The sequence below is a fragment of the Streptomyces sp. NPDC017529 genome, from assembly GCF_044329785.1.
Taxonomy (GTDB): Bacteria; Actinomycetota; Actinomycetes; order Streptomycetales; family Streptomycetaceae; genus Streptomyces.
Genome location: NZ_JBIRJY010000001.1, coordinates 862,231 through 883,868, shown reverse-complemented (window position 1 = coordinate 883,868; position 21,638 = coordinate 862,231). Strand labels below are relative to the sequence as shown.

The following is a 21,638-nucleotide window of genomic DNA, read 5'->3' as shown; positions in this document are numbered from 1 at the left end:
TCAGCCCTCCGGGCGGGGAGTCAGGCCGAGCAGCAGGGGGCCGGTCGGCGCACCCACCAGGTCCTCGATGGACAGCGGGTCGAGCGAAGCGAAGAACGCCTCCTGCGCGGCACGCAGCGCGCCGCGCAGCCGGCAGGCCGCGCGCAGCGGGCAGGGCGGATCGTCCTCGCACCCCACCACGTCGCCGACCCCCTCCAGCTCGCGGACCAGGTGGCCCAGGGAGCCGGTACGGCCCGCCTCGGTCAGCGACAGGCCGCCGTTGCGGCCGCGCCGCGCCTCGACGACGCCGAGGTGCTGGAGTCTGCTCACCACCTTGGCGGCGTGCGTGTACGGCACCTGGACGGCGCCGGCCACCTCCCGCGTGGTCGGCGCCTGGTCCCGGTCACCGAGGACCGCGAGACGCATGGCGATCCGCAGGGCGATGTCGGTGCTCTTCGTCAGTCGCACACCCACACCGTACTGAATTGGATTTTGGGATGCCAATTTGGGGCGGGCCGGACGGGCGGCTGCCGTGACGGGTTCGCACGTGCTCCGCCGCGGGGGTGTCCTGCCGCGGCGGGCGGCAGTACGTTCGGCGAAAAGGCACCACGTCCAGCGAAAAGACACCCGCACCTCGGAGACCGTCATGCTCCAGACCCACGCGCTCTTCGACAGCATCACCACCAAGGCCAGGCTCGCCGGCGACGTGCTGGCACCGGCCGCCGACGCCCTCGCCGACTGCGAGAAGGCCGTCCTCGCCTGCGCGACGGGCATGCTCGCCGCCGACGACGCCGACCGGCTGCGGGAGGCCGTCCGCGCCGACCTGGACTGCCACGACGTCACCGGGACGACGCTGCGCCTGCTGCTGCGGGACGGCGGCGGTGAGGGCCGCCTGCTGGCCGCGCAGCTCGACGCGTGCGTGATCGCCTGTGAACGCAGCAACAACCTGTGCCGGGCCCACGCGGGCCACCACGAGCACTGCCGGCTGTGCACCCAGGCCACGACCCGCGCGATCGACGCCTGCCACCGGGTGCGCGAGGCGCTGCACCCCTGAGGGCCCGGCGTCCGGCACCTGTTCCGCGCCGTCCCGTGCGTTACGGGATAGGCGTGAACGCATGATGACGGACGTCGAGTGGGCCGCGTTCTTCCCGGCGGCCGTATTGCTGGCCGCCACTCCCGGGGCCAACCAGCTGCTGGCGCTGCGCAACGGCCTGCGGCACGGCCCGCGGGCGGCCGTCGGCGCCTCGTTGGGCAGGTTCGGCGCGTTCGCGCTGATGGTGGCGGCGGTGGCGGCCGGGCTGGGGGCGGTGCTGACCGCTTCCGAGGTGGCGTTCAACGTCGTCAAGTGGGGCGGGGTGGCGTACCTGGCGTGGCTGGGAGTGCGTACGGTGGCCACGGCGGGGCGGCGCCCCGCGCGGCAAGAGGCCGGGAGCGGGCCGCCCCGGGAGGCGCGCCGACCGGGCGTGTCCGCGCGGCGGTTGGCGTGGCAGGAGTTCGTCGTCGCGGCCGCCAACCCGAAGGCGCTCGTCCTCTTCACCGTGTTCCTGCCGCAGTTCCTCTCCCGCGGCGCGTCGCACGTCGTCCTCCCGCTGCTCGCCCTGGGGGCTGCCTACATCGTCGTCGAGTTCTGCTGCGCCTGCGGTTACGCGGGGCTGGGCGGCCGCCTGAAGGCCCTGGGCATCACCCGGCGCGTACGCGGGCGGCTGGACGCGGCAACGGGGCTCGGGATGCTGGGGCTCGCGGGATGGCTCGCCACGGAACAGCGGTGAGCGGGCGTCACCGCCGGGCGTGCGGCGCCCGCGTCCCCCCTGTGACCAGGGGGGATGTGATCTGGGTAAAGGGCATGTTGGTAGGATTTGGGTAGATCACCAGCGGGGGGCACACGGTTTCCTTCGGCCCGGGGGGAATCGTGCCCCTGGCCGCTCTCCGGCTGTTCAGTGCGTTGCCAGGAGGGCAGATGACTCTTTCCCCGATACCGAGACGGTCCGCACGGCTGCTGGCCGGAGCCGTCGCAGTCGGCCTGGCCGTCACCGCCGGACCGCTCGCCGCACCCGCCTTCGCCGCCCCGCCGGCAACCACTGCGGCCGCCGCACCGGCCACCCCGGCGGCGAAGATCGCTGCGGGCTCCCAGATCGTGAGCGCGGGCACCACCGGTTACCTCTCCGTGGACCCGCAGGGGGCCGTGCTCTGGACGCGTTACGCGGACGGCGTCACTTCGAAGCTGGCCCACAGCGACTCCAAGTACGGGTACGCGACGGAGTACGGCATGGCGTCCGACGTCGTCGCGCTCGGCGACGACCCGGTCATGGGCACCGGCGTCAAGAAGCTCACCCTGCGGGACATGGCCACGGGCAAGTCCACGGTCGTCGACCTCGCCTCGTACGGCTACTACTACATGGGCACCGTGGGTTCCTCGGTGTTCGCGTACAAGAGGGTCGGCAAGGACCAGAAGGACGAAGAGGTACACCTGCTGACCCCCGAGGGGGAGAAGGTGACCGACCGGGTGGTCACCGGCCTGCCCGACGCGCAGGGCTACCACCTGGTGGCGGGCGGCCCGGGCGCGGCCGTGATGCGCTGCCGGCAGGTCGGCGAGATCTACTACTACGTGGCGGTCGACCTGGCCACGGGCAAGGTCCACACCGACCGCAGGCTGACGAACGGTTACACCGCCGGTGCCGCCGTGTCCGGCAAGAACTTCGCGGTGAGCGGCACGATGTTCATGTCCGACCTCCGTGCCGACCTGCAGACGGTGCGGCTCGACGGCGACGGTGACGGCGGGCGCCGGAGCACGGAACTGCACGACGTCACGACCCCGGAAGTGGGGCTGGTCGGCGACTGGGCGGTGTACGGACCGAAGCGGGCGGCCTCCGACGGCTCGTACGAGAAGGACATCTCCGTGCGCGCCATGCCGGTCGGCGGCGGCGCGGAACGCAGGGTCATCGACCACTTCAGTTCCCTCACCCCCACGCCCGACGGCGCCCTGCTGGCGATGGGCGGCACCGTGGAACACGGCGAGGGCCTGTACCGGATCTCGCCCGGGGCCGACGGCGCGCCGGTCGCGAAGCTGATCGCGAGCTCCGGCGAGCCGACGAAGGTCACGCTCACCGACGCGCGGGTCCCGGCCGTGGCCGACCTGGACAAGGGCCGGTGGCAGCCGCGCTGGCGCCTGTCGCGCCGCAACGTCGAGGTGACCGTCACCCTGCGGCACCGGGCGACCGGCACCGAGGACACGTACACCCTGCGCCCCGAGCAGGCGGAGGGCCCGGACAGCAGCGGCCCCGGCTGGGTCGACTTCTCCTGGAACGGCCAGCTCGACGGCTTCATGGACAAGCCGGCCGCCCCCAACGGCGACTACACCTGGACGTTCACCGCCAAGCCGCTCAACGGCGTGGGCCCGTCCCTGGAGAAGAGCGGCACCTTCAAGGTGGCGCGCAAGCCCGCACCGCACGACTACACCGACAACGGCACGCCGGACCTGGTGCTGCGCGACAGCTCGGGCACGCTGTGGCGCAAGGACACCTTCCGCGACCCGGAGACCAGGAAGTTCAACAGCTACGGCTTCGAGAGCATCGGCTCGGGCTGGGACATCTACAACGAGGTCACCGCCGTCGGAAACGTGGCCGGCGCGTCGGCCGGCGACGTGGTGGCGCGCGACAAGGACGGGGTGCTGTGGCTGTACCTGGGCAAGGGCGACGGCACCTTCGCCGCCCGCGCCAGGATCGGCAAGGGCTGGAACATGTACGACCGGATCACGGGCGGCGGGGACATCGACGGCGACGGCCGCGGCGACCTGCTGGCCCGCGACACCGCCGGCGTGCTCTGGTTCTACAAGGGCACGGGCGACTGGCGGGCCCCGTTCGCCCCGCGGGTGAAGGCCGGCACCGGCTGGAACATGTACAACGAGATCACCTCGGTCGGCGACGTGGCCGGCGCCTCCGGCGGCGACCTGGTGGCGCGCGACCCGAACGGCGTGCTGTGGCTGTACCTGGGCTACGGCGACGGCACGTTCGCGGACCGCGTGAAGATCGGCGCGGGCTGGAACGCCTACCGGCAGCTGATCGGCTTCGGCGACACCGACGGTGACGGCAAGGCCGACCTCCTGGTCACCAACCGGGACGACACGACGTACGTCTACCGCGGCACCGGCGACTGGCGGGCCCCGTTCGCCCCGCGCGAGGCCACCGGCATCACGACCACGTTCGCGCACTCGGTCGTCTGAGCCCGGCGGGCGGGGCCGGCGCGCGCCGGCCCCGCCTCCCGTTTTCCGGGCGGCCCGCCTACTGCCCGCGCCGCTCGCGCCACTCGTCCACCACGCGCTCCACGTCCAGCGGCTCCAGGTTGAGCGGCGGGCCGGGAGGCGGCTGCCGGACCGCCTCCTGGATCTTGGTGTTGATCTCGCCGACGATCCGGCGCACCGCCCGCTCCGACGGGGCACGGGCCGCGGCTTCGAGGGCCTCCTCCGCCTCCTTGCGCAGCGCCAGGGCGGGCGGCAGGAAGGAGAGCTTCTCCCGGCTCATCTTCTCCTTGACCCACCACATGTCGTCGTACGGCTTGTCCAGGCCGGACAGCGGTTTGCCGAAGCCGGGCAGGCCGGCGAAGTCGCCGCGCTCCGTGGCCTCGCGGATCTGCCGGTCGGTCCAGGTCTCGAAACCGACGCCGGGGGGCTTGCGCTCGGTCATCACCGGGCTCCCTGGGGTGTGTTGTGGCCGTTCACCCTGGGCCCCGGCGCACCGGAGCCGTTGGTACAGGAGTACCACACCAAGATTTCCGGTGGCGTCGGCACAGCCGGGCGGCCGCGGGCCGGGGCTCGCGGCCGCGGCGTGTGCGAAAGCGGCCCGGTGTCGCGTAGAACGGACGCGTGCGCGGGGGCCGAACCTGACGGAAGGGCTGGACATGGCCGCAGTGGGCGAGTGGTGGCGGGCCGTGGAGACGGAGCGGGGCCTGGTGCGCGGGGTGCCGGACCCGGCGGGTGGCGGCGTGGGGAGCGCCGGGGCGGGCGCGCCGCCGGTCGTGGCCTTCCGCGGCCTTCCGTACGCCGCCTCCCCGGTCGGCGGCCTGCGCTTCGCGCCGCCGCGCCCGCACGAGGGCTGGTCCGGTGTCAGGGACGCCGCGCGCCCCGGGCCCGCCGTGCCGCAGGGCCCCTCCCGCCTGGAGCGCGTCATGGGCCCGCGTACCCCCGACTGGAACGAGGAGGGCTGCCTCAACCTCAACGTCTGGAGCCCGGCGGGGGAGCCCGGCGCAGGTCTGCCCGTGCTGGTGTGGCTGCACGGCGGCGGCTTCTCCAGCGGCTCGGGCGGCTGGGACTGGTACGACGGCGCACGGCTCGCCGCGCTCGCGGGCATCGTCGTCGTCACCGCCAACTACCGCTTGGGGCCGCTGGGGTACCTCCACCTCCCGGAGGCGGGCGCCGACAACCTCGGCTTGCGGGACCAGGCGGCCGCGCTGCGCTGGGTGCACGCCAACATCGCCGCTTTCGGCGGCGACCCCGCCCGGGTCACGGTCGGCGGGCAGTCGGCGGGCGCGTACGCCGCCCTGGCTCTCGCGGTCGCGCCGCAGACCCGCGGGCTGGTGCGCCGGGTCGTCGCGCAGAGCGGGCCGTGGGGCCTGCCGCCCCAGGACCCGGCCGACGCGGCCGGGATCGCGGCGGAGTTCCTGGGGCTGCTGGGAGTGCCGGACCGCGTGACCGGGCCCGGCCACGAGGACGAACTGCTGGAGGAGTTGCGCGGGCTGCCGGTGGAGCGGCTGCTCGACGCGTACGCCCGGCTGTCGGCGGGCCGTGCGCGCCCGGGCCGGATCGGGCCGCCCATGTATCCGGTGCGCGGCGGATACGGGCTGCCGGTGGCGCCCCAGGAGGCGGTGGCCGGCGGCGCGTTGGGGAGCGCTCGGCTGCTGATCGGCACGGTGCGGGACGAGATGACCGCGTTCCTGGCCTTCGACGAGCGGGTCGGCGGGTTCACCCGGGACGACGTCCTCCGGGTCATGCGCGAGGTGTCCGCCGGCGAGTTCGGTACCGGCGGCACCGGCGAGGCGGCGCGTACGTACGACGACCTGGCGCGGCTGCGGCCGGACGCGCCGCCCGCCGTGCTGCTCACCGAGGCGGCCACCGGCTGGATGTTCCGGGACGGCGCCACCCGCCTCGCGGAGCGCCGCGCGGCGCAGGGCACGCCCGCGTACGTCTACCGCTTCGACCGCGGCCCGGACGGCGGCGATGCCGCCCTGGGCGCCACCCACTGCTCGGAACTGCCCTTCCTCTTCGGGACGTTCGACGCGTACCGGGACAGCCCCATGCTCGGCCGCCCGGGGCCGGAGGCGGACCGCCTGGCGCGGGCGTTCGGCGGCGCGCTCGGTGCCTTCGTCGCCACCGGCGCCCCGAACGGGCCGGGCCTGGAACCGTGGCGGCCATACTCCCGCGGCCCGGCGCCCGAGGTGATGTACTTCGGCTGACGGCGGGGTTCAGGCGCCGGCGCGGTGCCCCTTCGGCTCGGCCGGCACCGTCGCCGACTTGGTCACGTCCGCGACCAGCTCCACCACGTCGGGCCCGTACGCCTGCGAGTTGACCACCTTGAGCAGCAGGCAGAACTGCCCGTCCGCGCCGTACTTGCGGGCCAGCCTGGCCCGGTTGCGCACCAGGTGCCGCACCGCGGCCCGGTGCGTGACCGGGCGCTGACCGGCCGCGAGGAAAACCGGCCGGCCGCTCTCGACGGCGGTCAGCCGGGCCAGCAGGACGTACTCCACGGCGCCGGGCTCCAGCCGGTACGTGGAGCCGCCGACGGCGAACGTGCCGCGTCCGATGCCCCGCTCGTCGCCCGGGTGCACGGCGACCCCCGGCAGCAGGTTCGCCATGTGGGCCGCGAGACGCCGGTGCGCGGTCGGGTCGCCGACGCAGAACTCGGTGCGGGCGCCGAAGCCCTGGAGCCCGGTGTCGTGCGGCGCGACCTCGGCGTGCGCCCCGCAGTTCTCCACCACCGACGCCAGCCCGAGCAGGGCCAGCGCGTCGTGGCGCGGGATGCTCCAGTGGGCCGACGTGCTGTCCCGGTGGGTGACCAGCACGCATTCCGAGCCGTCCGGCAGCCCGAAGAAGCTCTGCTCGCGGGCCAGCTTGCGGCGCGCCACCGCGGACAGCGCGGCCCAGCCGGCCGCGGCGCCCACGAGCAGGGCGGCCGCGGCCACGGTCAGGAGCAGCAGGGTGTCGTCCATGGCGGGGGAGCGTAGCGGCAGCCCGGGTGTGTGTTCGAACGCGGGGCGGGCGGCTGGGCTGCCTTGCCCTGGTCCGTCCGGGCATGGGGAGCGCCGCCCGCTATGCGGCGGCACGGGCCGGTTGCGTACCCGCGTGCCACAGGGCTGTTCGCGCCCCTTTCGCGCCCCTCCCTCGCGCCCCCTGTCGCCCCCGTGATCACGCAGGTAGGCTCCGGCCCCTGCCGCCCGAACAGGCCAGGAGGAAACGCCGCATGACACCTGCCCGACGTCTTTCCGTACTGGGGGTGGTGGCCGCGCTCGCGGGCACGCTGACCGCGGTTCCGGCCGCCGCCCAGTCCCCGGCCGCCACCCGGCCGCCCGGCGCCGTTCCGGCCGGGCTCCGGGCCGCCACCCCGCCGAAGGTGCCCGTGGCGACCGGCTACGGCGGCGCGGTCGCCAGCGTGGACGCCGACGCCTCGGCCGCCGGCATCGAGGTGCTGCGCAAGGGCGGCAACGCGGTGGACGCCGCGGTCGCCACGGCGGCCGCCCTCGGCGTCACCGAGCCCTACTCGGCCGGAGTCGGCGGTGGCGGCTACTTCGTCTCCTACGACGCCAAGTCCCGCACCGTACGCACCCTCGACGGCCGCGAGACCGCGCCGCTCAGCGCGGACCGCGGGCTGTTCCTGGAGAACGGCAAGCCGATCCCCACCGCCGAGGCGGTCACCAGCGGGCTCTCCGTAGGGACCCCGGGCACGCCCGCCACCTGGGACACCGCGCTGGACCGGTGGGGCACCCGCTCGCTGCGTGAACTCCTCAAGCCCGCGGAGAAACTGGCCCGCGACGGCTTCACGGTCGACGAGACCTTCCGCGCGCAGACCGCGGCAAACGAGGCGCGCTTCCGCGACTTCCCCGCGTCCGCCCGCCTCTTCCTGCCCGGCGGCGAACTCCCGGTGGTCGGCTCCACCCTCAAGAACCCCGACCTGGCGCGCACGTACAGGGAACTGGGCGACAAGGGCGTCGGCGCGCTGTACCACGGGCGGCTGGGCAAGGACGTCCTGCGGACCGTCCGGCACCCGCCGGTGCGCCCCGGCGCCGAGCGCAAGGTACGGCCTGGCGACCTGACGGAAAAGGACCTGAGCGCGTACGAGGTGCGGAGCCAGGCGCCCACCAGGACCCGGTACCGGGGCCTGGACGTGTACGGCATGGCGCCGTCCTCCTCCGGCGGCACCAGCATCGCCGAGGCGCTCAACATCCTGGAGCACCGCGACCTGTCGAAGCTGAGCGAGAAGGACTACCTGCACCGCTACATCGAGGCGAGCCGTATCGCCTTCGCGGACCGGGGGCGCTGGGTCGGCGACCCGGAGTTCGAGGACGTGCCGACCCGCGGCCTGACCTCGCAGCGCTTCGCCGACTCCCGGGCCTGCCTGATCAAGGACGACGCGGTGCTCACCAGCCCGCTGGCCCCCGGCGACCCGTGGCACCCGCGGCCCTGCCGGGCCGGCGGCCGCGCCGCCCCGACGACGTACGAGGGGGAGAACACCACCCACCTGACCGTCGCCGACAAGTGGGGCAACGTCGTCGCCTACACCCTCACCATCGAGCAGACCGGCGGCAGCGGCATCGTCGTACCGGGCCGCGGCTTCCTGCTCAACAACGAGCTGACGGACTTCTCCTTCGCCCCGGCGAACCCGGCCGTGCACGACCCGAACCTGCCGGGCCCCGGCAAGCGCCCGCGGTCATCGATGTCGCCGACCGTGGTGCTGCAAGGCGGCCGCCCCGTGGTGGCGCTGGGCTCGCCCGGCGGCGCGACGATCATCACGACGGTGCTGCAGAGCCTGCTGAACCACCTGGACCGCGGCATGCCGCTGGTCGACGCCATCGCGGCGCCGCGCGCCAGCCAGCGCAACGCGGCCGCCACCGAGCTGGAACCCGGCCTGTGGGACAGCCCGGTCCGCGCGCAACTCGAAGCCATCGGCCACCGGTTCACCCGCAACCCGGAGATCGGCGCCGCGACCGGCGTGCAACGCCTGCCCGGCGGCCGCTGGCTGGCGGCGGCGGAGAAGGTGCGGCGCGGTGGCGGCTCGGCGATGGTCGTACGCCCCGGGCACTGACGCGTCGTTGAAGCGGGCGCCCTCCCCGGTTACCGTCGGAACTGTCCGTTCGAACGAACAGTGCCGGCAAGGGGGAGCCATGGGCATACGGGACAACGGCACCAGGGAGTACGAAGGGCTGGCCGAGCAGGCCGCGGCCCTCGCGGCGGGACAGGTGTCCTCGGCCGAGCTGGTACGGCGGTCGCTGGAGCGCGTCGACGCCACCCAGGGCACGGTCAACGCCTTCCGGCGGGTCCGTGCCGAGGCCGCGCTCGCCGAGGCCGCCGCGGCCGACCGGCGGCTGGCCGCGGGGGAGCGGCGGCCGCTGCTCGGCGTGCCGGTCGCGGTCAAGGACGACACCGACGTGGCGGGCGAGCCCACCGCGTTCGGGTGCGCGGGGGAGTTCCCGCCCAAGGCGGCGGACGCCGAGGTCGTACGGCGGCTGCGCGCGGCCGGTGCGGTCGTCGTCGGCAAGACCAACGCCTGCGAGCTGGGGCAGTGGCCGTTCACCGAAGGCCCCGCGTTCGGCGACACCCGCAACCCCTGGAACCCCGGCCACACACCCGGCGGCTCGTCGGGCGGCTCGGCCGCGGCCGTCGCCGCCGGACTCGTACCGGCCGCCCTCGGCACGGACGGCGCGGGATCGGTCCGCATCCCCGCCGCCTGGACCCACCTCGTCGGCATCAAGCCCCAGCGCGGCCGCCTCTCGACCTGGCCCGACCCGGAGTCCTTCCAAGGCATCACGGTGCTGGGCCCGTTGGCCCGTACGGTCCGCGACGCGGCGCTGCTGCTCGACGCCGCCGCCGGCAACCACGACGGCGACCTGCACCGGCCCCCTCCCGTCGCGGCGCGCGAGGCGGCCGACCGGGACCCGGGGCGGCTGCGTATCGCGCTCTCCTGGAAACCCGCCTTCACCTTCACGCCCAAGCCGCTCCACCCGGAGGTGCGGTCCGCCGTCACCGCCCTCGCCCGCACGCTCGCGGGCCTCGGCCACCACGTCGAGGAGGCCGAGCCGGACTACGGGCTGATCGGCCTCGCGTTCGTGCCGCGGGCGACGACGGGCGTACGCGAATGGGTGGCGCGGGCGCCCGACCGCGCCCTGCTGGACCGGCGCACCCTTGAGGCGGCGCGGCTGGGGCGGCTGCTCGGCGGGCGCGTACTGCGCGGGGCGCGGGCGACCGAGCACCGCCAGCGCCGGCGGGTGGGAGCCCTGTTCGACGCGTACGACCTGGTGCTGACGCCGACGACGGCCACCCCGCCGCCGCGCGTCGGCACGCTCGCGAAGATGAACGGCTGGCAGACGGATCGGACGATGATCGCCGCGTGCCCGTACGCCTGGCCGTGGAACGTCCTCGGCTGGCCTGGCGTCAGCGTGCCCGCCGGATTCACCCGGGGAGGGCTGCCCCTGGGCGCGCAACTCCTCGGCCCCGCCCACTCGGAGCCGCTGCTGATCTCGCTGGCGGCCCAGCTGGAGGGGGAACTGCGGTGGCACGAGCGGTGGCCGGAAGGACTGTCGGGGCCGGAAGGCGTGGCGGACGCGGCGGCCCGGGTGACCTCGTCGGCGAACGGACCCGGCCCGGCGGTCCCGGCGGACCCCGCCGCTGCCGCGGGCCACGCACGGCCGGACGCGGTGGGCCGGTGACGGCGGGCGGCGCGGACCCGGGACCGGCTCCGGAGCCCGGCGCCGCGCACCCGCCGGGCCACGCCGGTGACACGCGCCGCTGCATCATCGGCGCCGTACTGCGCATCATCGGCCGGGACGGCGTCGCCGCCGTCACCAACCGGCGCATCGCCAAGGAGGCCGGGGTCTCGCCGGGCTCGGTGACGTACCACTTCGCGACCCAGCACGACCTGCTGCGCGAGAGCCTGCTGCGGTTCGTCGCCGAGGAGACCCGGCGCTTCACCGAGCTGGCCGAGGACAGCCGGGTCGACCGGATCGGCCTGGGCGAGGCCGCGGCGCTGGTCGGCCGGGTCGCCGGCGGCACCGCGTTCGACAGCGAGCACATCGCGCCGTTCGAACTGTACGTGCAGGCCGGGCGCGACGAGCGGCTGCGGGCCGCGGCGGCCGAGGCGTTCGCCGCCTACGACCGGTTGGCGGCCCGCATCCTGACGGCCCTGGGCGTCGCGGACGCCGAACGGCTGGCCGGTACGGTGGTCGCCCTCGTCCTGGGCCAGCAGCTACGCCGCCTGGCCACCGGGTCGCCCGCCGAGGGCCTGGTCGACGCGCTGCTGCTCCTGGCCGGTCCCGCCGTGACCGCACCGCATCGAAGTGCCCCGTGAGGCGCCGGCCCCTGACCGCGAACGCGGCCTCCCCGCACTCCATACGCCTGTGAGGCACCGGTGAACCGGCGCCTCACAGGCTCCCCTCCTGCCCCCGGGTGCGTGAGCGCCTGACCCCCGTCCAAGCGTTCACAGCACTGCCCTGTCATGGGGGCGGCGGGCGCGTCCGCGCCCGTGGAACCAGGCGCGGTGCGGCCGTTTTCGCGGCGTCTAGTGGCCCATCCCCGCGCCGCCGTCGACCGGGATGACGGCACCGGTGATGTACGACGCCGCGTCGCTCGCCAGCCAGCGCACCGCGGCGGCGATGTCCTCGGGCTCGGCCGCCTTGCCCAGCGGGATCTGCTCCAGCATGGCGTCCAGGCGCTCCTCAGGGAGTGTCGTGGTCATGTCGGTCCTGGTCAGGCCGGGCGTGACGACATTGGCGGTGATGTTGCGCGAGCCCAGCTCGCGGGCGATGGAGCGGGCGAGACCGACCAGGCCGGCCTTGGCGGCGGCGTAGTTCGCCTGGCCCGCCTCGCCGCGCAGCCCGACGGTCGAGCCGATGAAGATCATGCGGCCCTTGCGGGCCCGCAGCATGCCGCGGCTGGCCCGCTTGGCCAGCCGGTAGGCGGCGGTCAGGTTCGTGTTCACGACGTCGCCGAAGTCGTCCTCGGACATCCGCATCAGCAGGCCGTCCCGGGTGATGCCGGCATTGGCCACCAGCACCTCGACCGGGCCGTGCGCTTCCTCGATCCGCCGGTACGCGTCCTCGACCTGCTCCGGGTCGGTGATGTCGCACGGTACGGCGAGGAGCCCGGCGGGCGGTTCGCCCGAGCGGTAGGTGACGGCGACCTTGTCCCCGTCGGCAGCCATGGCGCGGGCGATCGCCAGGCCGATGCCCCGGTTGCCACCGGTGACGAAGACGCTGCGGTTCATGGGTGCCTCTCGGTTGCTCGGCGGGGTGAGTCACTGTGGCACAAGCCGACTGATCGTTCTCGTCTGCCGGCGGTGACACCGGGTGACCGGCACTCGGAGTTCCGGTAGGCGGTGTGTCGGTTCGCGGGGGGAAGACGGAGGGTTTGTCCGTGTTCATGGAAATTGCGGGCAAGACGGGAGGCGAGGGCGGCGTGCGGGTGCGTAGCGGAGTGGCGCTAAAGTCGCCAGTATCTTTCCGATCCTTTTACCGAACCGAGGGGAGTATGGGAGCACATGTCCAGTAAGCGCCGGATCGGCGACTTCCTGCGGGACTGGCGCGGCCCGAGGGACCCCCACCAGGTGCCGGGCTTCACCGCCACCTTCGGCCACCGGGACCGGACCGGCATCACCCAGGCCGAGATGGCGGCGCTCACCGGCGTCACCGAAGGCTGGTACCGCAGGCTGGAATCCGGCCGTATCGAGAAGCCGAAGACGGAGTGGCTGGAGCGCATCGTGCGCATCCTCGACCTCGACGAGGCCCAGCGGCACACGCTGTTCGTCTACGCGCGGGGGCAGGCGCCGCCGCCGCTGTACCGCCCGTCCGGCACCGTGGACCCGTCGACGACGGCCCTCATCCAGGTGCAGCCCTGGCCTGCGTACCTCTCCGACTCGGCCTGGGACGTGCTCCTGTACAACGCGGCGTGCGAGAAGGACTGGCCGTGGATGAAGCACGGCGTCAACGTCATGATCTGGGCGCTGACCTACCCCGAAGCGCGCCTACAGCTGATCAACTGGGAAGAGGACTGGGCCAAGCCGATGGCGTCCCAGCTCCGGCTCGCCGCCGCCGAGCAGCCGGAGAACCGCCGGCTGGCGGAGGTCGTCGCCGAGATCAGGGAACGCGACCGGTGCGCGGCCCGGCTGCTCGACGACGACCTGACGACGGTCACCCACCCCGACGGCGACCGGCGCTGGCTGTACCTGCCGGGCCACGGGGACGAGGAGTTCGAGGTCACTTTCCGCTGCTTCGCGCCGCTCGGCGACCGTACGCAGCGGCTCATGCTGGTGGTGCCGTCCGACTATCCGGCGGCCAGCTGAGCCATCCCCTCGACCAGTTCCAACGTGCCGGAGGGCACGTCCCGCACGCCCGCCTCCTGGTAGGCGGCGGCGACCGCGGTGAACAGCCGCTCCGGGTGCGCCAGGCCGCCCGCGTGGGCCGCCTTGACCAGCCGGGCCGCGTCGGCCAGTTCGGTGCCGCTCAGGGCGTACGCGGTGGCCGCGTCGAAGACCCGGGACAGACCGTCGCGGAACCGGGTCACCCCCGCCCGGTCGGTGACCTTTCCGTGCCCGGGGACGAAGGTCGTGGCCCCGGTGGCCAGCAGCGTGTCGCACGCCGCGACGCAGGACGTCAGCGAACCCGACCAGACGATCATGTGGCCGCCGGTGAACAGGACGTCACCGGTGAACACCACGCCGTCCTCGGGCACGTGCGCGGCGACGTCGCCCGCGCTGTGCGCGGCACCGAGGTCGAGAAGCTCCACCGTCCGGCGGCCGACGGTGATTTCCGTGGTGCCGGTGAAGGTGCGCGTCGGCCCGGTGACGGTGATGCCGCCGAAGTCGAAACCGCCGAAGTGCTCGACGGCGTAGGCGGTGACCGCGGACGTGGGCTCGGTGCGGCTCAGGGCCGACAGCGTCTCCGGGGTCATCTCGTGGCACAGGTGGGCGGCGGACGCGGCGGACGTGATGATCTCCGCGCCCTCGACCAGTTCGTTGCCCCAGGTGTGGTCGCCGTTCTGATGGCTGTTGACCACGGTGGTGATCGTCGCGTCCGGCACGGCGCCGGCGATCGCGTCCAGCAGCTCGCGGGTGCCCTCCAGGGTGAACTGGGTGTCCATCAGGAGCGCCTCGCCGTCGGAGGCGACGAGGCCGCAGTTGCTGTATCCCCAGGCGGTGCTGTCGTGCGTCCACGCCCAGGTGGCGGGGGACAGCGGGACGAGGCAGGGCGGGGTCAAAACGGGTCCATTCTGTAGTGAAGCGCCGCAACCGCCGGATGGCGCGGCATACGGACATGACGGTGAACCCTAACGAAAACGGCCACGCCTGCTCCGCAGTGGGCCAATGTACTGGCCGCCCGCGAGCGGCTCCGAGTGCGAGGTGGCTGATTGTCCGCGCCGCCCCAGGGCGCGCGGGCCACGGCCCGGGCAGGCCCGGGCGGGCGGCAACGGCGGCGCGGCGCCGCGGCGACGGCCGCGATCAGGGCCGAAATTCGTCGGCCGGTCCGGCTACGGGAGGTCCCGCGGTGCCAGCGCCTCGGTGGCCGGGCCCTGGAGCACCGAGCCGTCCGGCGCGAAGCGGGAGCCGTGGCAGGGGCACTCCCACGCCTTCTCCGTCGCGTTGAAGGCGACCAGGCAGCCCAGGTGGGTGCAGCGCGCCGACACGGCCCGGGTGGTCCCGTCCTCGTCCCGGTGGACGGCGCGGTGCCGCCCGTTCACCCGTACGACGGCGCCGGTTCCCGGCGCGATGTCCGCCACGGAGTCGACGTGCGTCGTACGCAGCCGGTCGCCGACGAAGTGCCGGCCGACTTGCGCCTGGTGCTTGAGGAAGGCGGGGGCTTCGCGTACGGCGCTCCACAGCCTGCGGGGGTCGTAGAGGCCGGCCCACGGCGGCGGGTCCCCGGCGATCAGCCCGGTCAGCAGGCTTCCGGCCACTACGCCGCCGCTCAGGCCCCAGCCGCCGAACCCGGTCGCGACATAGGTGTGGCGGGCGGCCGGGTGGAAGGGGCCGATCAGGGGGACGGTGTCGGTGGCGTCGTTGTCCTGGGCCGCCCACCGGTACGCCACCTCGGTCCCCGGGAAGTGCCGGTGTGTCCAGTCGGTCAGCCGTGCGAACTTCTCGCCGGCGTCGGCCGTGCCCGGGGTGAACGTCTCGCCCGTGACGATGAGCAGCCGGCGCCCGTCGCCGTAGGGCGCGGTGCGCACGGACCGCTTGCCTTCCTCCTGCGTGATGAACATCCCGCCGGGGTCGCGGCCGGCGTCGACCGGGGCGGCCACCACCACCTCCCGGCGGGGCGACAGACGGGTGAACAGCAGGGCGCGGTCGAAGACCGGATAGTGCGTGGCGACCACGACGTCCCGAGAGGTCACGGTGGCGCCCGACTCGGCCGTCACCCGGCAGGGGCTGCCCTCGTGCAGCCCGGTGGCGCGGGTGCGCTCGTGGATCACGCCACCGCGGGACCGGAAGTCCTCCGCCAGCGCCAGCAGGTACTTGCGGGGGTGGAACTGGGCCTGGTCCTCGACCCGTACCGCGCCGGCCACCGGGAACGGCAGCCCGGTCTCGGTGACGAAGGAGGCCGCCAGCCCGGCTGCGCGGGCGGCTTCCGCCTCCGCGCGCAGCTGCCCCGCGCCGTCCGGGTCGCGTACGTAGGTGAAGGCGGGGCCCCGTTCCAGGTCGCAGCCGATCCCGAGGCGGCCGGCGGTCTCGGCGACGTGCTCGACGGCCCCCTGCTGGGACCGGGCGTAGTGGCGGGCGCCCTCGGGCCCGCGGGTGCGGCGCAGCCGGTCGTAGACCAGCGTGTGGAGCGCGGAGAGCTTGGCGGTGGTGTAGCCGGTGACGCCGGCGGCGATCCGGTCCGCCTCCAGCAGGGTGACCCGGCGGCCGGTCCCGGCCAGCTCCCAGGCCGTGCTCAGCCCGGCGATCCCGCCACCGATCACCGTCACGTCGGTGTCGGTGTCCTCGGTGAGCGGGGGGTAGGACGTGCCTGGTGTGGTGGCGATCCAGTACGACTCGTCCAGGGCGGGCGGTCCTTCGTTGTCGGTCATACGACAGCGGGTGCCCCGCGGGCGCGGGGCGATGCGCGACCGCGCCCCGGCCCCCCGTACGGGCCTGCGGCGGTCTCGTACGCAGGCCCCCGGAACGCGCCCGTGGCGCGGCCGTAATCGAGACCGAAACACGGCTGGTGCCGGATGCGCGCCGGGCGTGAGGTGGGGGTGGGCGGACGCACGGGGGCCGGGGGAGGGGAGAGGACCATGGCGACAGCGGAAAGGCCGGGCACGCCGGTGGAGGAGTTCGCGCGGTTCCTGCGCGGGCTGACGCGGATGCTCGACGCGACGGCGGGCTGGTTCGGGGTCTTCACGGCCCGTGACCCCGAGGGGCTGCGGGCCTGCCTGGACGGGGACGACGTACCTCCGTGGGACGTGGTGGAGTCGCTGCTGCACGACCTCGCGGGCCTGCGCGGCGAACACGCCGTACGCACCGCGGGGCCGCGGGCGCGCCGGCTCCACGAGGCGGCGGTCGCGGCGTACGACGCCCGTCCGGCCGCGCCGGCCCTCCTCGGGGAACGACTGGACGCGATGCTGCGCGAACGGCAGTACGCGGCGCTGCGCGAGCGGGAGCTGCGGGCCGCCCTGGGGGCGCCGGCCGGGGACGGAGCCGCGGCCGGCGGCCCGGAGGCGGCGCGGCTGGCCGACGAGCTGGCCTGGGCCCGCGACGACCACGCGCGGTCCGCGGCACGGGCGCGTGAACTCCGTGACCGTATCGACGCGCTGGCGGGCAGGCAGGTGCGCCACCGGTTCCCGGAGGCCGCCGGGCCCGGCGTGGACACGGCGGTGCCGGAGAACGCGGGGGCGGTGCGGACGCCGGAGCGCCCCCGCCGCCTCGCCCGCCTGCGGGCGGCCGGGCGCGGCGGCGAGGCGCACGCCCTGTTGTGCGCGGCCGCGCACGGCCGGCCTGCCGAGCTGCCCGTGCTGATAGCCGAGTTGGAGCAGGCCGGCCTGGCGGCCGAGGTGCCGACGCTGCTGTGGGAGGTGGCGTGCCTGCCGCCCGACCGGCTCGCCGCGGCCGCCGACGCGCTGGCCGCCGCCGGCCGCGCCGCCGAGAACGTGCGGCTGCTGCGCCAGGGTGTGGCCCGGCCCGTCGGGGAAGTGGCGCGGACGGCGCTGGCGCTGCTCGGCGCCGGCCGCGCCGGCGAGGCCCGCGAACTGTTCGCCGCGCTGGTCAGGGCCCGTACGCCCGAGGAGGCGGCGGCCGTGACCACGAGCGCGCCGGACGAACTGGCTCCGCTGCTCCTCGACGCGGCCGCCGGCGTCTCGCCGCACTGCCACCGCGACATCACCCGCGCCCTGCGTACGGGCGGCTTCGCCCGCGCGGGCAGGAGCAGGACCTGACCCGCGCCGCCGGGGGAGATGGTCTTGCCTCGCCGCCGCACGGGGCCTACGGTCGCCTCCACACGCGTAGATCCGCCTGGCCCGCTGGCCGACGGCTCGACGAAGGAGCAGCTCATGCCCGATGTTGTCCGTAACGTCGTACGCGCCGCACTGGTCCAGGCCACCTGGACCGGCGACACCGAATCGATGATCGCGAAGCACGAGGAACACGCCAGGGCGGCGGCCGCGCAGGGCGCGCAGGTGATCGGCTTCCAAGAGGTCTTCAACGCCCCGTACTTCTGCCAGGTCCAGGAGCCGGAGCACTACCGCTGGGCCGAGCCGGTGCCCGACGGGCCGACCACGCGCCGGATGCAGGAACTCGCCCGCGAGACCGGCATGGTGATCGTGGTGCCGGTGTTCGAGGTCGAGCAGTCCGGCTTCTACTACAACACCGCCGCCGTCATCGACGCCGACGGCACCGTGCTCGGCACCTACCGCAAGCACCACATCCCGCAGGTCAAGGGCTTCTGGGAGAAGTACTACTTCAAGCCGGGCAACCTCGGCTGGCCGGTCTTCGACACCGCCGTCGGCCGGATCGGCGTCTACATCTGTTACGACCGGCACTTCCCCGAGGGCTGGCGGCAGTTGGGCCTCAACGGCGCCCAGCTGGTCTACAATCCCTCCGCCACCTCCCGCGGCCTGTCCGCCTACCTGTGGCAGCTGGAGCAGCCCGCCGCCGCGGTGGCGAACGAGTACTTCGTCGCCGCGATCAACCGGGTCGGCGTGGAGGAGTACGGCGACAACGACTTCTACGGGACGAGCTACTTCGTCGACCCGCGCGGGCAGTTCGTCGGCGGCACCGCCAGCGACACCAAGGAGGAACTGGTCGTACGGGACCTGGACTTCGGCCTCATCGACGAGGTGCGGCAGCAGTGGGCCTTCTACCGGGACCGCCGCCCCGACGCGTACGACGGGCTGGTCCGGCCGTGACCGCGGGCAACGGGCCCGCGCCTGCGGCGCCGGCCGCCGGGGCCGCGGGCCTGCGCGCCCGGCACCGCGCCGTCATGCCCGACTGGCTCACGCCGCTGTACGAACGGCCCATCGAGCTGACGCACGGCGAGGGGCGCCACGTCTGGGACGCGGACGGCAACCGCTACCTGGACTTCTTCGGCGGCATCCTGACCACCATGACCGCCCACGCGCTGCCCGAGGTGACCAAGGCCGTCGCCGAGCAGGCGGGCCGTATCCTGCACACCTCGACGCTCTACCTCTCCCGCCCCATGGTCGACCTGGCGGAGCGCATCGCCGGGCTCTCCGGCATCCCCGACGCCCGGGTCTTCTTCACCACCTCGGGTACGGAGGCGAACGACACCGCGCTCCTGCTGGCCACGGCGTACCGGCGCTCGAACCAGGTCCTGGCGATGCGCAACAGCTACCACGGCCGGTCCTTCTCCACCGTCGGCGTCACCGGCAACGCCGGCTGGTCGCCGACCGGCCTGTCGCCGCTCCAGACCCTGTACGTGCACGGGGGCGTGCGCAGCCGCGGCCCGTACGCCGGGCTGTCCGACGCCGCGTACATCGACGCCTGCGTCGCCGACCTGGAGGACATGCTCGGGCAGACGGCGGGCGTCGCGGCGCTGATCGCCGAGCCGGTGCAGGGGGTCGGCGGCTTCACGGCACCGCCCGACGGCCTGTACGCGGCCTTCCGGGAGGTGCTCGACCGGCACGGCATCCTGTGGATCTCGGACGAGGTGCAGACCGGCTGGGGCCGGACCGGCGACCACTTCTGGGGCTGGCAGGCGCACGCCGGCAACGGCCCGCCCGACCTGCTCACCTTCGCCAAGGGGATCGGCAACGGCATGTCCGTCGGCGGCGTCGTCGCCCGCGCCGAGGTGATGAACTGCCTCACGGCCAACTCCATCTCCACCTTCGGCGGCAGCCCGGTCACCATGGCGGCCGGCCTGGCCAACCTCACGTACCTCCTCGAACACGACCTCCAGGGCAACGCCCGGCGCGTCGGCGGCCTGCTCATCGAGCGGCTGCGGGCGGTCGCCGCGGGGCTGGGGATCGTGCGGGAGGTGCGCGGGCGCGGCCTGATGATCGGCGTCGAACTGGTCGGGCCGGGCACCGACCGGCCGTCGCCGGAGGCGGCGAACCTCGTCGTGGAGGCCGCCCGCGAGCGCGGTCTGCTGGTCGGCAAGGGCGGCCTGTCGGGCGCCGCGCTGCGCGTCGCGCCCCCGCTGTCCCTGACCGCCGAGGAGGCGGAGACGGGCGCCGGGCTCCTCGCGGAGGCCCTGCGGGCGGCCGAGCGGCAGCTGACGTCCGCCTGAGTGCCCGGGAAAGTCCGGCGGACGAAGCGTGCACAGAACGACGCGAGCCGGAACCTCACCCTTTCGGGTGGCGGTTCCGGCTCGCGCCGTAATGCGGTGCGCTATCGCGTCGGCGATCAGGCGAGAACGATGTTCTCCGCCTGCGGGCCCTTCTGGCCCTGCGTGACGTCGAAGCTGACCTTCTGGCCTTCCTGCAGCTCGCGGAAGCCCTGGGCCTGGATGTTCGAGTAGTGGGCGAAGACGTCGGCGCCGCCGCCGTCCTGCTCGATGAAGCCGAAGCCCTTTTCGGAGTTGAACCACTTCACGGTGCCGGTTGCCATGTCTTTATCCTTCGATCGTGGCAGTTGAGGAATCCGCACTTCGCGGTTTCCAGGTCGCCGCAATTGAGCCCATCCGGATATGACCGGCAGAAACAAAATACGCCCGACGGTCACATACCGTCAGGCGCACATAACGTTTATGGGTACCAAAACTGCAACTGAATTCAAGGTAGCACGGAACGCGTCGCCGGAACAGTACCCACGGTGATTCCCCGGGTGTCGCCCACGTGGCGGCACCCGGGGCGGCAGGGGCCGTGTGCCCCTGCCGTGCCGCCGTCAGATGGTCGCGGCGTCGATCACGAAGCGGTAGCGGACGTCGCTGGCGAGTACCCGCTCGTACGCCTCGTTGACGCGGTCGGCGCTGATCACCTCGATGTCGGCGCCGAGCCCGTGCTCGCCGCAGAAGTCCAGCATCTCCTGCGTCTCCTGGAGGCCGCCGATCAGCGAGCCGGCGAAGGACCGGCGGTTGCCGATCAGGGCGAACGGCTCGATCGGCAGCGGGTGCTCCGGCGCGCCGAGCTGGACCAGGGTGCCGTCCGTGCGCAGCAGGCCCAGGTAGGCGTTGAGGTCGAGGTTGGCGGAGACCGTGTTGACGATCAGGTCGAAGCTGTCCGCCAGCTTCTCGAAGGTCTCCGGGTCGGAGGTGGCGTGGTAGTGGTCGGCGCCGAGCCGCAGGCCGTCCTCCTGCTTGCGCAGCGACTGGCTCAGTACGGTGACCTCCGCGCCCATCGCGTGCGCGATCTTGACGCCCATGTGGCCGAGGCCGCCGAGGCCCACCACGGCGACCTTCTTGCCGGGACCGGCCTTCCAGCGCGCCAGCGGCGAGTAGAGGGTGATGCCGGCGCACAGCAGCGGCGCGGCGGCGTCCAGCGGGAGGCTGTCCGGGATGCGCAGGGCGTAGTTCTCGTCGACGACGAGGTGGGTGGAGTAGCCGCCCTGGGTGGTCAGGCCGTCACGGCCGACGGCGTTGTACGTGCCGACCTGGCCCAGCTCGCCGGTGCAGTACTGCTGCAGCCCGGCCAGGCAGTTCTCGCACTCGCGGCAGGAGTCGACGAAGCAGCCGACGCCGACCCGGTCGCCGACCGCGTACCGGGTGACCTCGGGGCCGACCTCGCTGACCACGCCGGCGATCTCGTGCCCGGGGACGATGGGGAACCGGCCGCCGTCGCCCCACTCCGCCCGCACGGTGTGGATGTCGGAGTGGCAGATGCCCGCGTACTTGATGTCGATGAGGATGTCGTGCGCGCCCGGTTCCCGGCGCTCGATGGAAATGCGCTCCAGCGGAGCCTTGGGGGCGGGTGCTGCGTATGCGGGGACAGAGGTGTGCTTCATGGTGTCCAGGGTGGGTCCATATGCCCGGGGCAACCAGTGCCCTCTCGAACCTACGCTCGGCGTTCCTACTACTGCCGGGACCACCCTGGCGTGTACGGC

General features: G+C 74.0%; 19 protein-coding genes. 11 read left to right on the top strand and 8 right to left on the bottom strand.

Annotated elements, in window-relative coordinates:
- A complete protein-coding gene (locus ACH4K4_RS03520) occupies positions 1 to 447 on the bottom strand; it encodes an RrF2 family transcriptional regulator (RefSeq protein ID WP_398164465.1) in 447 nt (148 codons plus the stop codon).
- Positions 448 to 625: 178 nt separating this feature from the next.
- Between ACH4K4_RS03520 and ACH4K4_RS03515 the strand changes: the two genes are divergently transcribed.
- The 3 genes from ACH4K4_RS03515 to ACH4K4_RS03505 all read left to right on the top strand — a co-directional run bounded on the left by ACH4K4_RS03515 (position 626) and on the right by ACH4K4_RS03505 (position 4,198).
- Entirely contained in the window at positions 626 to 1,033 is a 408-nt protein-coding gene (locus ACH4K4_RS03515) for a hypothetical protein (protein WP_398164464.1), read from the top strand.
- Between the two features lie 61 nt (positions 1,034 to 1,094).
- On the top strand, positions 1,095 to 1,748 hold the full coding sequence (locus ACH4K4_RS03510; RefSeq protein ID WP_398164462.1) for a LysE family translocator: 654 nt from the start codon (positions 1,095 to 1,097) through the stop codon (positions 1,746 to 1,748).
- A 188-nt stretch (positions 1,749 to 1,936) separates the two neighbouring features.
- Positions 1,937 to 4,198: an FG-GAP repeat domain-containing protein gene (locus ACH4K4_RS03505; protein WP_398164461.1), complete on the top strand. Its 2,262-nt coding sequence runs from the start codon at positions 1,937 to 1,939 to the stop codon at positions 4,196 to 4,198.
- 58 nt (positions 4,199 to 4,256) lie between these two features.
- Here the strand turns inward: ACH4K4_RS03505 and ACH4K4_RS03500 are convergent, their stop codons facing one another.
- Positions 4,257 to 4,658, bottom strand: a complete 402-nt coding sequence (locus ACH4K4_RS03500) for a DUF1992 domain-containing protein (protein ID WP_398164459.1) — start codon at positions 4,656 to 4,658, stop codon at positions 4,257 to 4,259.
- Between the two features lie 214 nt (positions 4,659 to 4,872).
- On the opposite strand from ACH4K4_RS03500, the gene ACH4K4_RS03495 reads away from it, so the two are divergent.
- Entirely contained in the window at positions 4,873 to 6,423 is a 1,551-nt protein-coding gene (locus ACH4K4_RS03495; RefSeq protein ID WP_398164458.1) for a carboxylesterase/lipase family protein, read from the top strand.
- Between the two features lie 9 nt (positions 6,424 to 6,432).
- Here the strand turns inward: ACH4K4_RS03495 and ACH4K4_RS03490 are convergent, their stop codons facing one another.
- Positions 6,433 to 7,176: a hypothetical protein gene (locus tag ACH4K4_RS03490; protein ID WP_398164457.1), complete on the bottom strand. Its 744-nt coding sequence runs from the start codon at positions 7,174 to 7,176 to the stop codon at positions 6,433 to 6,435.
- 251 nt (positions 7,177 to 7,427) lie between these two features.
- Here ACH4K4_RS03490 and ggt point away from each other — a divergent pair, with 251 nt between their 5' ends.
- The 3 genes from ggt (at position 7,428) to ACH4K4_RS03475 (ending at position 11,525) form a co-directional block, all read left to right on the top strand.
- Complete coding sequence (ggt, locus tag ACH4K4_RS03485) at positions 7,428 to 9,266, top strand: gamma-glutamyltransferase (protein WP_398164455.1); 1,839 nt, start codon at positions 7,428 to 7,430, stop codon at positions 9,264 to 9,266.
- A 79-nt stretch (positions 9,267 to 9,345) separates the two neighbouring features.
- Positions 9,346 to 10,887 (top strand): amidase, encoded by a 1,542-nt coding sequence (locus ACH4K4_RS03480; protein WP_398164454.1) that lies wholly within the window; start codon positions 9,346 to 9,348, stop codon positions 10,885 to 10,887.
- On the top strand, positions 10,884 to 11,525 hold the full coding sequence (locus ACH4K4_RS03475; protein WP_398164453.1) for a TetR/AcrR family transcriptional regulator: 642 nt from the start codon (positions 10,884 to 10,886) through the stop codon (positions 11,523 to 11,525). Before ACH4K4_RS03480 ends, ACH4K4_RS03475 begins: the two co-directional genes overlap by 4 nt.
- A gap of 210 nt (positions 11,526 to 11,735) precedes the next feature.
- Here ACH4K4_RS03475 and fabG read toward each other — a convergent pair whose 3' ends face one another.
- Complete coding sequence (fabG, locus tag ACH4K4_RS03470; protein WP_398164451.1) at positions 11,736 to 12,440, bottom strand: 3-oxoacyl-ACP reductase FabG; 705 nt, start codon at positions 12,438 to 12,440, stop codon at positions 11,736 to 11,738.
- A gap of 273 nt (positions 12,441 to 12,713) precedes the next feature.
- Here fabG and ACH4K4_RS03465 point away from each other — a divergent pair, with 273 nt between their 5' ends.
- The gene (locus tag ACH4K4_RS03465) at positions 12,714 to 13,514 is read left to right on the top strand and encodes a helix-turn-helix domain-containing protein (RefSeq protein ID WP_398164450.1); all 801 of its coding nucleotides are present in this window, start codon (positions 12,714 to 12,716) and stop codon (positions 13,512 to 13,514) included.
- Here the strand turns inward: ACH4K4_RS03465 and ACH4K4_RS03460 are convergent.
- Positions 13,496 to 14,428, bottom strand: coding sequence for an MBL fold metallo-hydrolase (locus ACH4K4_RS03460; RefSeq protein WP_398164449.1), 933 nt, complete (start codon positions 14,426 to 14,428; stop codon positions 13,496 to 13,498). The two genes, ACH4K4_RS03465 and ACH4K4_RS03460, sit on opposite strands and share 19 nt — an antisense overlap.
- A gap of 270 nt (positions 14,429 to 14,698) precedes the next feature.
- Positions 14,699 to 16,234 (bottom strand): FAD-dependent oxidoreductase, encoded by a 1,536-nt coding sequence (locus ACH4K4_RS03455; RefSeq protein ID WP_398164447.1) that lies wholly within the window; start codon positions 16,232 to 16,234, stop codon positions 14,699 to 14,701.
- Between the two features lie 207 nt (positions 16,235 to 16,441).
- On the opposite strand from ACH4K4_RS03455, the gene ACH4K4_RS03450 reads away from it, so the two are divergent.
- From ACH4K4_RS03450 to ACH4K4_RS03440, 3 genes are all read left to right on the top strand, one after another.
- The gene (locus ACH4K4_RS03450; RefSeq protein ID WP_398164446.1) at positions 16,442 to 17,578 is read left to right on the top strand and encodes a hypothetical protein; all 1,137 of its coding nucleotides are present in this window, start codon (positions 16,442 to 16,444) and stop codon (positions 17,576 to 17,578) included.
- 114 nt (positions 17,579 to 17,692) lie between these two features.
- Complete coding sequence (locus ACH4K4_RS03445) at positions 17,693 to 18,547, top strand: nitrilase-related carbon-nitrogen hydrolase (protein ID WP_360124076.1); 855 nt, start codon at positions 17,693 to 17,695, stop codon at positions 18,545 to 18,547.
- A 74-nt stretch (positions 18,548 to 18,621) separates the two neighbouring features.
- Positions 18,622 to 19,887, top strand: a complete 1,266-nt coding sequence (locus ACH4K4_RS03440; protein WP_398164527.1) for an aspartate aminotransferase family protein — start codon at positions 18,622 to 18,624, stop codon at positions 19,885 to 19,887.
- A 116-nt stretch (positions 19,888 to 20,003) separates the two neighbouring features.
- Here the strand turns inward: ACH4K4_RS03440 and ACH4K4_RS03435 are convergent, their stop codons facing one another.
- Together ACH4K4_RS03435 and ACH4K4_RS03430 are read right to left on the bottom strand one after the other, a co-directional pair.
- Positions 20,004 to 20,207, bottom strand: a complete 204-nt coding sequence (locus ACH4K4_RS03435; protein ID WP_073763653.1) for a cold-shock protein — start codon at positions 20,205 to 20,207, stop codon at positions 20,004 to 20,006.
- Between the two features lie 276 nt (positions 20,208 to 20,483).
- Positions 20,484 to 21,539, bottom strand: a complete 1,056-nt coding sequence (locus ACH4K4_RS03430) for an NAD(P)-dependent alcohol dehydrogenase (RefSeq protein WP_398164445.1) — start codon at positions 21,537 to 21,539, stop codon at positions 20,484 to 20,486.
- Positions 21,540 to 21,638 lie beyond the last annotated feature (99 nt).